The sequence below is a fragment of the Neobacillus sp. S1227 genome (assembly GCF_055385255.1).
The window spans coordinates 5,162,569-5,176,728 of sequence record NZ_AP038276.1; the positions used below are offsets into that span (position 1 = coordinate 5,162,569).

13 protein-coding genes are annotated in these 14,160 nt (G+C 44.8%); all 13 read right to left on the reverse strand.

Translation table 11 applies throughout. The annotated features are described in order from the left end of the window. Positions 1-101: 101 nt before the first annotated feature. Positions 102-1,103 carry a tagatose-bisphosphate aldolase gene (gene lacD, locus ACZ5AE_RS25860; RefSeq protein WP_464567384.1) on the reverse strand — a complete coding sequence of 334 codons (1,002 nt, stop codon included), beginning with the start codon at positions 1,101-1,103 and terminating at the stop codon, positions 102-104. 12 nt (positions 1,104-1,115) lie between these two features. Next, positions 1,116-2,054 carry a tagatose-6-phosphate kinase gene (gene lacC, locus ACZ5AE_RS25865; protein WP_464567386.1) on the reverse strand — a complete coding sequence of 313 codons (939 nt, stop codon included), beginning with the start codon at positions 2,052-2,054 and terminating at the stop codon, positions 1,116-1,118. Next, positions 2,051-3,229, reverse strand: a complete 1,179-nt coding sequence (nagA, locus tag ACZ5AE_RS25870; RefSeq protein ID WP_464567388.1) for an N-acetylglucosamine-6-phosphate deacetylase — start codon at positions 3,227-3,229, stop codon at positions 2,051-2,053. Before nagA ends, lacC begins: the two co-directional genes overlap by 4 nt. A 41-nt stretch (positions 3,230-3,270) precedes the next feature. Further along, the gene (locus ACZ5AE_RS25875; RefSeq protein WP_464567390.1) at positions 3,271-4,446 is read right to left on the reverse strand and encodes an SIS domain-containing protein; all 1,176 of its coding nucleotides are present in this window, start codon (positions 4,444-4,446) and stop codon (positions 3,271-3,273) included. A 22-nt stretch (positions 4,447-4,468) separates the two neighbouring features. Further along, positions 4,469-5,371, reverse strand: a complete 903-nt coding sequence (locus tag ACZ5AE_RS25880; RefSeq protein ID WP_464567392.1) for an ROK family protein — start codon at positions 5,369-5,371, stop codon at positions 4,469-4,471. Positions 5,372-5,554: 183 nt separating this feature from the next. After that, entirely contained in the window at positions 5,555-6,313 is a 759-nt protein-coding gene (locus ACZ5AE_RS25885) for a carbohydrate ABC transporter permease (RefSeq protein ID WP_249366652.1), read from the reverse strand. Positions 6,314-6,402: 89 nt separating this feature from the next. Next, a complete protein-coding gene (locus tag ACZ5AE_RS25890) occupies positions 6,403-7,341 on the reverse strand; it encodes a carbohydrate ABC transporter permease (protein WP_464573737.1) in 939 nt (312 codons plus the stop codon). A gap of 70 nt (positions 7,342-7,411) precedes the next feature. Beyond that, entirely contained in the window at positions 7,412-8,662 is a 1,251-nt protein-coding gene (locus tag ACZ5AE_RS25895; RefSeq protein ID WP_464567394.1) for an ABC transporter substrate-binding protein, read from the reverse strand. A 235-nt stretch (positions 8,663-8,897) separates the two neighbouring features. Beyond that, positions 8,898-10,178 carry a Gfo/Idh/MocA family protein gene (locus ACZ5AE_RS25900; RefSeq protein WP_464567396.1) on the reverse strand — a complete coding sequence of 427 codons (1,281 nt, stop codon included), beginning with the start codon at positions 10,176-10,178 and terminating at the stop codon, positions 8,898-8,900. A gap of 87 nt (positions 10,179-10,265) precedes the next feature. Beyond that, positions 10,266-11,315, reverse strand: coding sequence for a LacI family DNA-binding transcriptional regulator (locus ACZ5AE_RS25905; protein ID WP_464567398.1), 1,050 nt, complete (start codon positions 11,313-11,315; stop codon positions 10,266-10,268). A 185-nt stretch (positions 11,316-11,500) separates the two neighbouring features. Next, the gene (locus ACZ5AE_RS25910; protein ID WP_464567400.1) at positions 11,501-12,235 is read right to left on the reverse strand and encodes a GntR family transcriptional regulator; all 735 of its coding nucleotides are present in this window, start codon (positions 12,233-12,235) and stop codon (positions 11,501-11,503) included. Between the two features lie 145 nt (positions 12,236-12,380). Further along, positions 12,381-13,298: a DMT family transporter gene (locus ACZ5AE_RS25915; RefSeq protein WP_464567402.1), complete on the reverse strand. Its 918-nt coding sequence runs from the start codon at positions 13,296-13,298 to the stop codon at positions 12,381-12,383. Positions 13,299-13,383: 85 nt separating this feature from the next. Beyond that, entirely contained in the window at positions 13,384-14,151 is a 768-nt protein-coding gene (locus tag ACZ5AE_RS25920; RefSeq protein WP_464567404.1) for an SDR family oxidoreductase, read from the reverse strand. Positions 14,152-14,160: the final 9 nt, after the last annotated feature.

Genomic DNA, 14,160 nt, shown 5'->3' on the forward strand with positions numbered 1-14,160 from the left:
TATATAGTAAAGTTTGTGGTTAACTTGCCAAACCATAGACAAAAAGCCGGAATTCAATGACAAACCCGGCTTTAAGAGTATGGAGTATTATGAATTTTTAACTAGCGATAGATTCCTAGAGCGGTCTTTTCAAACCAAGAGCTAGCCGTTTCTTTTAAGACTGCGTTCAATTCTTGGATATTTCTACTGCCGGTGCCCTGGAGCCAGGCACGGCCTGCCTCTTCACCTTGTTCAGCAAATGGAGCAACTCCGTTCTTCCAGGTGGCGCGGCCGCATAATACACCGTTAAAGGTGGAGCCGGATTTCTTGGCAAATTTCAATGTCTCCTGGAACAATTGTGCACTTACGCCAGCGCTTAAGAAGATAAACGGAAGGTCAGTTGCTTCGCTTTGCTCTTTGAAATAGCGGGCAGCCTCTTCCTTTGAATAAGCGACTTCCCCGTCCGTGTACCCTTCCACAAAGTTCATATCAATAGGAACTTCTACCTTCAAAACGTCCACCTGGTACTGCGGCTTTGAAAACTCCCGCATCGCATCAATGACTTTATGCGGTTTCACTTTTGCGTACTCCAAACTTTTCGCATCATCGTTTTTAGCATCGTATGTGACAATCTCAAGGAAAAAAGGAATATCCTCTGCCGCACATTCAGAGCCGACACGCTCCATATACACATGCTTATATTCATTAATTTTTTCATCTTCATCCACATCGTAATACAGCAGGAATTTTACTGCATCGGCGCCGGCCTCCTTCAAGCGGCGTACCGACCATTCAGTCAATAAATCAGGCAAACGGCCAACCGCAGTAGCATCATAGCCTGTTTTTTCATAGGCCACTAGTAAACCAGCTTCCGGATGACGGACCCGTGCGGCAGGAAGCCCATATTCCGGATCTAATAGAATCGAAGTTGCATAGGGTGTCAGTTCTTCGGAGACTAATTGTTTAAAGCGGACGATGCCCTCATCGCCAACTGGACTCTTGCTGCCGGAGGCAATCATTTTCTTCAAGGAACCGCGCTGGTCAATCGCCAATGCACCAATGATTCCATTTTCATCTGACAAACGTTTAAGGGCTTCCAATTTATTTTTCGTGAGCTTTAACATAGACATTCACCTCTAGTAATCTATTTTTTTCACTTGGACCAATTCGAAAATTCGGCTGAAGTTACCGGTATTAATATATCCTGTGGCTGCTTCCATCGTATTTAACATTCCCGTGGTCATTGCCGTTTTTAGCACAACCGGGACGGGCTGCTTGTGGTTCAAAGCGACTGCAAGCCCGGCTACGGTTGCATCACCGGAGCCGACCGGATTGACTACATCAATCGGAGGGATCGTCACCTGAAAATAGTCCGAACCATGCTTAACAAAGGCACCTGCTCTGCCCATGGATACGACAATCCACTCGATCCCTTGAAACATTTGATCTTCTAACGCCTGCGACAAGCTGCTAATGCTTTGCTCCACTTCCCTGCCAAGTAGCTGCGATAGCTCAGTGATATTTGGCTTAATGGCAAATGGCTTTATTTTATGTAACAAAACCTGATGAAGCGCCTCCCCTGATGTATCCACAATGACTGGAATCCCCTTGTCACGGCCCATCTCGACCATTTGCCGGTAAAAGCTAGAAGGCAGACCTTTCGGTAAACTGCCCGAAATGGTCACTAAGGAAACACTGGACAGCAGGTTTTCGTATTTTGCTAGAAAAGCAGACCCATCTTCCGCGGTCAAGGTCGGGCCCGATTCCAAAATTTCCGTCTGCTTGCCGTCATGAAGAATCGCGATGCAGTTTCTTGATTCTTGGTTTATGTTTAAAAAATTGTTTTCAATCTCGGCTTTCGTCAATTCTTGAACAATGTAGCCGCCAATCGTTCCGCCGAGGACGCCTGTCGCCAGCACGTCCTCGCCAAGCTGCTTGATGACGCGGGCCACATTTAAGCCCTTGCCGCCTGCTGTTTTGCTGGCGGCTTCAACCCGGTTTACATCATCAATCTTGAAATCTTGGATTGGATAGGAAATATCAACAGATGGGTTCATTGTGACCGTTAAAATCATCGAACTCCCTCTTTCTGCGTACAGGTTTCTGTGTTGTACCGGCAAACACCGTCAAGGTAGGTTGCTACAAGCTCCACTTCTGGTGTCAGCACAATAAAATCGGCTGAAAGACCATTGGCGATTTTGCCGCATTCCTCGTCCAGTTGGATGCTTTTCGCAGGTGCGGTGCTTGCCATATAGATGGCTTCCTCCGGGGTGGCAATCCCCCAATCGACTACATTTTTAACAGCATTAATTAATTGCAAAATACTGCCGGCCAAGCTTCCACCTTCCAAACGGGCAGCACCATTCTTCACCTCGACCGGAAATTCACCGAGTTGATAGTGCCCGTCAGGCATGCCGCCAGCCATCATGCAATCGGTTATCAGAACCGTTTCCTTCCTGCCCCGCGCATTCATTAAAATATTGGCGGCAGCAGGATGGACATGGTGACCGTCACATATAATTTCCGCAAACACTTCTGGCAGATTCATTGCAGCACCTGCCATCCCAGGCTCACGATGATGCAGGCCGCTCATGCCATTAAAGGTATGGACAAAGATCGATGCGCCTTTTTCAACCGCCAGTTTTGCTTCTTCATAGAGAGCATCACTATGGGCTAACGCCACTGTCACCTGGTCCTTCACGGCATGCTCAATAAATTCCAGTGCCCCATTCCGTTCAGGTGCAAGCGCAATTTTTTTAATGAAGCGATTCGATTTGGCCTGCCAGGCTTCCAGCTTTTCAACTGAAGGGTCACAGAAATATTTAGTGTTTTGCGCACCTTTATGTTTTTCTGTAAAAAATGGACCTTCTAAAAAGATTCCTTTGATCTTTGCTCCCTGAACGCTTGAATAATGCTCGCCAATCATGGTGACTACATCGTTTAATGCCTCCGTAGAAGAGGTCAGTGTCGTTGGCAAAAACGAGGTGACACCACACGAGAGCAGCCCTTCAGAAACCGCCCTTAACCCCTCTGGGTCATTGTCCATGACATCATGGTTTTGGAAGCCGTGAATATGCGTATCAACTAAACCCGGAGCAATCCAATAGCCGGAATAATCGATGACTGTCGCAGACGGATTCGGCAGTTCATGATAATAATAGGAAAATTTCCCCTCTTTAATTTCCAGATAACCAGGGCCTGCCACCCCGTCCTCAAGAAAAAACTGATCTGCATAAATAAATAGCTCCATACCTGCACCTCTATGAAAACTGGATGCTGACAACATCCTTGTTAATTTTTATATTCGTGAATTGTTACTCCTTTAACCACCCGGTTAACCGTTCCGGTCGGCGATGGGGTATCCGGTGTATTCCCTACTTTTATGGAAGATAGCAGGGCGATTGTCTGCCCTACCATCACAAACGGCAGTGACAGGTAAGCATCCGGTACAGTGCCAGTGCCAGCCTCACAGTCAAATAAGAAAGTGTCACCGGAATAATTGCAATCCCCGTCAACAGAGATGGCACAAATGAGGCTTGCCACCTGATCCTGTTTCAATTCGTTTAACATATCTAAATCGTACTTCCTGGTATAAGGCTGATTGGAAACAAAACCAAATACCGCTGCCTTTTCATTCACAAAAGATTTCGGGCCATGACGGAATCCAAGTGATGAATCAAAAGCAGTAGCAATTTTTCCAGCCGTTAATTCGAGGATTTTCAATTGAGCTTCTCGTGCTAAGCCCTCAAACCCGCCAGATCCAAGATAAATAATTCGATCAAAATCAATTGCCGCCATTTCAGAGATTTCTGCTTCTCTGTTGATGACACTTTCCCCCATTGTGCGGACGGTTTTAACAATCTGTCCTTTTTCTTCATCTGACAATGTATCAAATATAAGCAGTGCGGTTAGCGCCATACAGGTATAGCTTCCCGTCATCGCAAATCCCTGGTCATTGGATTTCTCTGGCATTAATAATAGAAGATTCTCGTCATCGTCATGTGCCCTCTTTGCCAGCTGCCCTTCCTTTGAGCAGGTAATCGTAATTTGATAGAGATTCGTGACGATTTGCTGTGCAAGCTCAACGGCCGCCACACTTTCCGGACTGTTACCGCTTCTCGCAAAAGAAACCAGCAAAGTCGGGATATCGGCTTTCAAAAATTGATAAGGGTTGGAGACAATCGCCGTCGTTGGAACACTCTGGATGTCCCACTGTCTTTCATCGACTTTTCCTTTTAAATATGGAGTAACCGTGTCGCCGACATAGGCAGAAGTTCCAGCACCTGTAAAAATGACCCGAACCCGCTCGTGCTTTTCCGTTATCTTCTGCAAAAATGCCTGGATTTTCCCCTTTTTCTGACTATAAAGGGCAAACGTTTCGGCCCATAATTCCGGTTGCTGCTTAATTTCCGCTGTTGTAATCTCAGCCCCTAACGGCTTTAATTTTTCCATACTTAACGTAAACATTCTCGACACTCCCTATATATTATTAAATTTCTTCAAATACTCTGAGCCCCGCGCCGACGATGCCGTTATCCTGCTTGATGGTGCTGACGGACATCCGGTTTAGTACATACTGCTGCTCTGGAATTTGATAGGCTTTTAGTTTCTCTTTAATAATTTCAAGTAAAAAAGGATTGTTTGCGATCACGCTGCCGCCAAATACCATTTGGTGCGGGTCCAGCAAACTGGAAATCGAGTATAAACCTTGAGCCCAGTTGGCCGCCACTTCCTCGATAATCTGCTGATACTCAGGCACTCCTGCTTGATAGCGTTCAAAAACATCTTTAGTTGATAGGGGCTCGGCCAGCACCATTTCAGCCAGTTTTGCAATCGCCGGGCCCGCAGCCGCTAATTCCAGTCTCTCCAATACAGGACTCCCTGCCCCTGTTCGAACCGGAATTAATCCAAGCTCACCAGCAAACCCCGCCCCTCTGAAAAAGGAACCCTGATGGATGATGGCACAGGAGATGCCCGTGCTAATCGTTACATAAACGAAGGTTTCCTCTCTGTTTCCACCGGCAGCCTTCCACTCGGCAAAGGCTGCTGTATAGACATCATTGTCGATTTCAACCCGCTCGATGCCAAAATGCTCACGCAGGCGGGCCGTGATTGGAAACTCAACCCATGGCAGGTTATTTTGAAAAACAGCAACACCATTCTCCCTGTCCACCTTGCCTGGGACACCTACACCAATTCCTGCCATGTCAGGAATAGAAAAGGACGAATCGCTAAGAACCTGCTTAACTGCTTCTACGACTCTGGTAAACATCTTCTCTCTATCCGAAGGATCACTTTTCACTTCGGCGCGCTTCAGCAATTCACCCGTTTCTGATATGATGCCCGCCGCAATCTTGGTTCCTCCGATATCAAGCCCAATGGCTTTTTTCATAATTAGCACCTCGACTGTAAAAAAATTTATGTAAAGATGGGTTGTTGGTACAAGTTAACTTAAAGAAAAACTCATAGACATTGAGGCTATGAGTTCATTATTTTCATAATTTTATTATAACACGCTTACTTGTAGGGTCAACCCAACAGATAAAAAACTTCCTGACCGATTCCAAGCAATTTCTTATTTTCCACCGGTAACGGCAATTCCTTCAATGAACTGCCTTTGCAGGAAAATAAACAGGATCAGCATTGGCAAGATGGCTAAAAAAGAACCAGCCATGAGAATAGGATAATTGGTTAAATATTGACCTTGCAGGGAGGATAAGCCGACTGACAATGTCATCGATTCCGGCGAGCTGTTGACAATCATTGGCCACATCAACTCGTTCCAGCTCCAAAGCGTCGTGAAAATCCCCAATGCTATTAATCCTGGTTTGGCGAGCGGGAGCATAATTTTCCAATAGATTTGGAAGTGGTTGCAGCCATCAAGCCTTGCCGCCTCCTCCAATTCCTTTGGCAGCCCCATAAAGAATTGGCGCAGCAGGAAGGTTCCGAAAGCGCTAAACAATCCTGGCACAACAACAGCCGACAGGGTGTTCAGCCAGCCCAGCTTTACCATAATCATATATTGCGGCAGCAAAAACACCTGACCAGGTACCATCAGCACGGTCAGCGCCAGTAAAAACAGGACATTTCTGCCGGGAAATTCAATGCGGGCAAATGCATAGGCTGCGAGCGAACACAAGAACAGCTGGCCGACAGTCCGAAGCAGTGTGATGATGACCGTGTTATACATAAATTTGAAAAAAGGCAGAAGCCCAAACACTTCTTTGTAGTTCCCCCATTGGAACTCCTCAGGAATGAAAACGGGAGGAACATGAATGGACTCTTGGTACGTTTTAAGCGAGGTGAGAATCATCCATAAGAAAGGCAATACCATTGCCACCGCTCCGACAATCAGGATGAAATGGATAATGAATGTTTTACTTGTAACAAGCTGTTTTGTTCTTTGCAATGGTACCACTTCCTTTAATCATAATGAACCCACTTTTTCTGTAACACCATTTGAATCGCGGTAATAATCAGGATGACAATCAATAATAGCACCGCAATGGCGGCCGCATAGCCTTTGTCGTTCAATACGAAGGCATGCTGGTAGAACAGATAAACAATTGACTGCGTACTCTCCAGTGCCGTACTTCCTTTTCCAATCATCATGAAAATCAGGTCAAACACCTGGAACGCGCCGATAAGAGACATGATGGTCACAAAGAAAATAACCGGTGAGAGCAGCGGCAGCGTGATTTTAAAGAATACCGTGATCGGGCCGGCACCATCGATTTCAGCTGCTTCATAGTACATTTTCGGAATCCCTTGTAATCCGGAAAGGAAAATGACCATGTTATAGCCAATCCCGCTCCAAATCGCGACAGCAATGACCGAATATAAGGCAATATCCGGATCGGTGACCCATTGCGGCCCTTTGATTCCGATTAATGATAATAGATAGTTGAGAAGCCCGTAATCCGCGTTATACAGCCATTTCCAAACCATCGCGATAGCTGCCGGCATGGTAATCACGGGTAAAAAATACAACGTCCGATAAACCGATTTCCCCTTAATATTTTGGTTTAACAGAACGGCTATAATAATAGATAGGAAGATTCCAATCGGAACAGTAAAGATTATATAGATGCTCGTGTTTTTAAATGATTGCAGGAGCGTGGTATCCTCGAGCATCCGCTTGTAGTTGTCGAGCCCTGTCCACTCATACTGGCCAAAAGAGCCCCATTCAGTAAAACTAAAATAAAAATTCTGGATAATAGGCCACAGGTAAAAAATAGCAAGCCCCAGCATCGTTGGGGCTATCATCAGATAGGCCCAAAAATAATCGGAACGCTTTCTAGTCTTTGCAAGGCTTGCAGCCTTTAATTTTTTTACTGGCTTGACTTCGGTCTGAAGAGGAATTTCTTTCACACTTTTCCCTCCCTTTAAGGAAATGGAAGAGAAGAAATCGATTCTCCTCTTCTTTTATTAACTACTTGGATAAAGCCTCGTTTGCTTTCTTCGTTAATTCTTTCGCGGCAGCTTCAATGCTTTCTTCTTGGCTCCATGCTTTTTTCAGGATATCAACCTCGTATTGCCAGATTTCTCCCGTGCTTTTCGCATTTGGCAGCGGCACAGAGTATTCACTAGCATCAATAAACGCTTGTAGGTTAAGGCTTGGAACAGATTGTACCCACGTATCCTGCGCACCGTTAAATGCTGGAATGACCGTTCCCGTTTTCGCATAGATCTCTGCAGCTTCCTTAGAACCCAGGAACTGGACAAACTTCCATGCCGCGTCCTTATGCTTCGTATTGGCCGCAATCACATTGGACAATCCATGAATCGCTGTCGCGCGGGTTTCTCCTTTTGGGAGAACAGTTACATTTAGATCAGGGTTCTTCTTATATTCCGGTACCATCCATGGGCCATCCAGCATCATCGCTACTTTTCCTGAAGAGAATAGTTCAGAAGCTGCCGTCTCCGTCATTTGGGCTTGTGTCGGTGACAAGCCTTCTTTGATGAAACTTGTATAGAATTTAAGGGCATCAACTGTTTTTGGATCATCAAATCCAGCCTTTTTGCCATCCTTGGAAATGACATAGCCGCCATTCTGCCAAATGAAATTATAGTAGCCTTCTTGGTTGGCAATCGTAGAAGCAAAACCCCAAACCCCATTATCTTTGTTTGTCAGCTGTTTCGCCACATCTTTTAATTTATTCCAGTCCCAGGTTTCATCAGGATACGCTACACCGGCATCGTCAAAAATCTTTTTATTGTACCAAAAACCGATTGTATCGTAGTCTTTTGGAATTCCGTAAACTTTTCCGTCAACTGTATAAAGGTCGATTAATGACTTCGGATAATTATCTAGACTATAGTTATCTTTTTTTGCCATATCGCTTAATGGAAGGATTACTTTACCCTCTGCATATTGAGTAACATGTGCTCCGTTCATCCACAGAACATCAGGCAAAGCGCCGCCGGTTGCTGCTGTTTCAAGCTTTTGAAAGTACTGCCCGTACGGAGTAATCTCCGTTTTCACTTTGATGTTTGGATATTTTTCGTTAAATAATTTGATAATATCTTCAATGGCAGGAAGTTGTTTTTTATCCCAAATGCCATAGGTTATTTCAACCTTTCCGTCTTTCGCATCACTGGAAGCTTTGTCACTATCACTGCAGCCCGCAAGCCCCAGTAACCCTAGAACCACTGTTAGAAGCATGATTAGCCATCTTCTCATCCTTTTGCCCTTCTTTCAAAAATAGTTTAGTAGTTTTTGATTCAATACTGCTTTTTCATATAAGGGTTTTCTAGATGATAAAAACTTCATGTTGACTCATTTTGGTATCTCTTAACACATTTTGAATAACGATTGTCACCCCCTAATCCAAACGTTTTCCAAAACAATTTAATACATCCATTCACTTTTTTATTATTGTATCACCACGAAAACGCGGTGTGACAATCAAACTTTTTCAACTTAAAGCTTTACTGGTTTCTTGTAAACTTTGATAATAGTCATCTATATTAATCGATTTGCCCTTATGCAAGCGGGATTCTTCAGCGGCAAATGCCATCAGGTGACTTCTAACTGAAGCGGATGCGGAAGAAACACCATCCCCATGGCTGCCCAACTGGATCTCCCGTAGAAATGTTCTCATGATTCCTTGATCACCGCCGCCATGGCCGCCGAGAGGCCTGTCAAAATGGATGACGGTTTCTTGCTTGGTCAGAAAGTCAAAGATGGAAATCTTATTTTCCTCCATATTTCCTCGGATTTCCCCTTTTGTCCCCATAATCTGAACAATCCGCGTCTGTTCTCTTGTAAAGCCGCACATGCTGAAGGTGGCCGTGGCACCGTCCGCAAATTCCATGTTGACTACCTGATGGTCCACAACATTATTGTCGGAGCGGTACACGCATTTTCCGTAAGGAGTTTCATTTAATGCTTTGATAATCCCTTCGTTTGTATGGTCCTCGGTGAATTTCTTGGCCCAGCCCTTTCCTTCGCCAAGATAGTATCTTCCCGCATGGAATGGGCACTCATGCTCGGCTGGGCAGCCATCCAAACATCGGAGCGGCGCACCGGCGGGGGCATTTTCTTCTTTAAAGTGCATAAGCGAGCCATAGGAGCTTATACGTTTGCACTCTTTGCCCATCACAAACGAAATAATATCCATGTCATGGCAGGATTTCTGGAGAATCATTGGACTGGATCTTTCTTTGTTATTCCAGTTCCCCCTGACAAAACTGTGCGACATATGCATGACTTCGACATTTTCATTTAACTGCAGGGAGACCACTTCACCAATATCTCCACTTGCAATCACCTTTTTAATCGTGGACCAGAAATCGGTATATCTCAGGACATGGCAGATTGTCAGCTGCCGGTTATATTTTTTCGCCTGCTGTTCCATCAAAATACATTCCAATGGATCCGGGGACATTGGTTTTTCCAACAGAACATGATAGCCCAGCTCCAATGCTCTCATGGTTACCTTGAAATGATCCCGGTCGAGCGTACAGATGATGGCAATATCGGCAATCGGCTGGTCTTTCTGCAGTGCCTCTTCCCACGATTCATAACAATTTTCCGTCGGAATCTGGTGAGCCTCCTGCACCTTTGCTCTTCTTTCGGCCCACGGCTCTGCAACACCGACAATCTTCAATTCATTCGGATAAGCCGAAGCATACGGCGCATAAGCCCTTGCCCCTCTGTCACCTGCTCCAATCAGGAGTGCTGTCATTATCTTCATACTTTTTCTCCTCTCATTTCGTTTCCTTGGAAAATTTTCCGTTTTTTATCCAAACGTTTTCCAAAAGCTTTTAAAAAAAGGAACCGGTTAGGTCCGTTTTATAGCAGATGACTCACGAATAACCAATTGGAAAGGCAAAATCATCTTAATGGGAAGCGTTACTTTTTCCTCTACCATTTCCATGATTGTCTTCGCTGCCATTTTTCCCATTTCATATTTAGGGATATCAACAGTTGAAAGCGGCGGTGAAGAATATTTCCCCATTTCGATATTATCGACTCCAAAGAAAGCGATGTCCTCCGGAATGTTAAGCCGGTTCTCGATCACAGATCTCATGGCTGCAATTGCCATCATGTCACTGGCACAAACCATGGCGGTTGGCAAATGGCCGGGGTTGTTTTGAATCAGCTGATTCATTTCCTCGTAGCTGTTTTCCATTTTCCACTTCGTGTTGAGGATCCATTCCTGCCTGATGGCAAGTCCCGCTTTGTCCATGGCAGCTTGAAAACCTTTAAACCTTGACTCTGCATGCAGATCCTCGTAGGTTTCATTCAAACCACCGCCAATAAACCCAATGTCACGATGTCCTTGGCTGACTAAATACCGAACCACCATTTTAATGGCATCAATCCGGTTGTAGTCGACGATGGCGATGTTCTTATCGGTATAAAAAAAGTCCAACCCGACCACTGGGATCGTTTGTTGTATGTAATCAATCAGGCTGTCATCAATCCTGTCGATGAGCAGCAGTCCCTCAATTCCCAAGTCATGGATTGTCTTAAGAAGCAATGCTTCATTTTCAAGCTCATCCTTGGTAATGCTAATTAGGGTGTAATCATTATTAGTTAATGTATCACGAATCCCTGTATAGATATCAGAAAAGTAGGGGTTGGTTTCCGCTTGCTTTGGATTTGCCACCCAGCCAATTTTCATCGTTCGTGTATTGCTTTTCTGCTGTTTGTTGTGAACAAGATTACGAGCATGCTGGTTTGGTGTATAACCTAACTCCTTGACTGCCTGCCAAATCTTGTTTTTCGTTTCCTGATTCACATTTCGTGTTTGGTCGTTTTGAATGACCCGCGAAACCGTAGAGATGGAAACGCCTACATACTCCGCAATATCTTTTAATCTTACCACTAGTAAAACACCTCGAAGCCAAATCTTACAACGGCAATTGCTTAAATTTTTTAAATTAATACGAATATAGCACCATTCGTAATTTTAAGTCAATAACCTTTGTAGTAAAATCTAGTTGAAAATTGTTTTCTAAAAAAGCCTCACTTCTGATTCTTAGTTGGTGAGGCCTTTTTGAAAAAATGAATTTACGTAAGTTCTGTATAGAAACGGCAGCGATCGCCGCGCACAATCGAACGGCAAAACTCCACCGGTTTCCCGCTCACGTCAAAAGCAGTCCGTTCTAATAATAGAGCTGGTTTTCCGGCTTCTGTCTTTAGGTATTCGCTTTCATCTGGACGGATTAATACAGGTTCAAACGCCTCTCTTGCCCTGCTGACAACGACGTTAAATTCAGCCTCAAACAGATCATACAAGGAAGTCTCCCCCACCCTTTTCAATGGCTCAATATTGGGTACAACTCTTTTGGGAATAAAGGAGGATTCCAGAATATAGGGGTCATCATCGACACAGCGAAGGCGCTTCATTTCTATGACCTGCTCATCGCCGGTTACCTGTAATTCTTCCATGATCTCCGGGGTTGGTTTGACTTCCCGGATATCAATCACAATGTCATTGGGAATCATCCCTTTTTCCTTAAAGCCCTTGCTGAAGCTGTATAATCCCATTAAGGACTGCTCCATCAGCTTCGGCTTCGCTACAAACGTGCCTTTTCCCTGAATCCGATAAAGCAGCCCGTCCTGAACAAGTTCCTCAATTGCCTTTTTTGCGGTATTTCTACTAACGTTATAATCATTCATTAATTGATGCTCGGATGGAATTTGATCCCCAGGCTTCCAGTCACCACTATCAATGGACTGTTTTAGTCTTTCCTTAAGCTGATGATAAAGTGGTATGACACTATCATTTTGCAATGGTTTCATCGTAATCTACCTTTCTCCACGATACGACAGGTTAATCTCATTATACCATCAATTGTACCATCAATCCATCAAGTTTTACAAAAATGATGCATAGGTACGGTTCTTATGCCTCAAAATAGTGAGTCATGAGAACCGCCCCCATGCATCACAGCGGGGGCTGGACGCTTACTGGTTCGATTGCTGGTTTGTGTTTTTTAGATCCGAGTGTGTTGACGACAATGACGCCGGAGATGGCGATAGCGCCGCCAATGACGGAAATGATGCTTGGCTGTTCATGGATCCAGACCCACGCAATGAGGATGGAGAATACTGGTTCAAAATAAAGCATGCTCATGACTGATCCGGATTTTCCCAATGAAATGGCGATCGTCCATGTTACGTAGCCAATTGCGGTCGGGAAAATGCCAATATAAATCGTCGATAAATGCGCTGTCAGTGAGGCGTGCTGCAGCTCTTGAAGATAGCCAGGGAAGTAAATAAAAAATGGAATCGTTCCAACCCAGGTAAAGTAAGCTGTTAATTCGATCGATGAATAACGTTTCAACAGAGGCTTTTGAAAAGCAAACATGACCGATGTCCCTAAAGCGGCCATCAGGCATAGGAACACCCCGCTGGAAATATGAAAAGACGGGCCGGCTGTTTCCAATGCAATGGTGCCAATGCCCAAGAAGCCTAATCCCAAGCCAATCCAGCCAAACAATCCCATGCGTTCTTTTAACACGAACACCGCAAGAAGTGCAGTAAAAATAGGCGTTGACGCAATCAGCATTCCCGCAACCCCTGCGGTTACGGTTTTTTCACCGAAAGCAACGCCAATATGATAAACACTGATTCCGATTAATCCCAGTATCACAATTCTCAGTAAATCTCTTTTTTGAGGGAGACGAAATTTAACGCCTGGCCACAGTGCATAAACGGCAAATAGGGCCGAAGCGATGAGATAGCGTGTGAGGATTAGGTGTCCTGCAGAGTAGCCCTCATGCAACACAACACGAATAGCTGGAAAAGAAGATCCCCATATCATAACTGTAAACAAAGCGATTATTAAAGCTTTTATATTCATTTTTCCCCTCACCCTTTTATCTGCATATAATCACAAGATTATCACGGTGGGGAAATTGTTTCAATTCTAAAATTTGGTACGCGCTTTACTCCCGCCAATCCGGGTTATTTTTCAAAAACCCTTCCCAGGCCCGTTTGCTGCCTTGCAAATTTTCCTCTCTTGAGGCTTTTAGCCGATTCTCGGTATCGCCATAGCCTATTTCTTGCCGGTTATTTTCGAAACCTCGGAAAATAGTGTCAGCAAAATCGTCCAGAGGTGCCCCAAAGGTATGCAGGCCCGCCCCGCCTAAATCTGTATTCACTGCTGGAGGAAAAATTTCAACCACCTCTATGCTCGTTTCTGCTAATTGCTGCCTTAAAGAAACCGTAAAGGAATGAAGGGCTGCTTTTGTTGCACTATAGATCGGGACCCACACGCCCGGCATCAGCGCAAGCCCGGATGATACATTGATAATGGCTGCCGCCTGCTGCTTCTTAAGATGCGGAATCAATAGCATCGATAGATGAATCGGCCCTTCGACATTAATGGCGATTTCATTTTGGTAATAGTCCCAATCCTGATCCGGTTTGAGGAGATTTACCCGCTGCTGGATGCCGGCATTGTTAACCAGCATATTTAATGAAGGAAATTCCTTTGTCACCAATTCCGAAAGCTTTTTACGGTCCTCCACTTTTGAAACGTCACAAGCATAAATATGTAGCTTAGGATGCTTTTCCTTCGCTTCTTCAAGCTTTTGCTGGCGCCGGCCGACGATGATGACTTCGTTTCCTCTTGCCAAAAACCGCTCCGCAAACGCTAGACCAATACCAGAGGCACCGCCGGTTATTAAAATCGTGTTACCTGATAAATACATCCTGCTTAC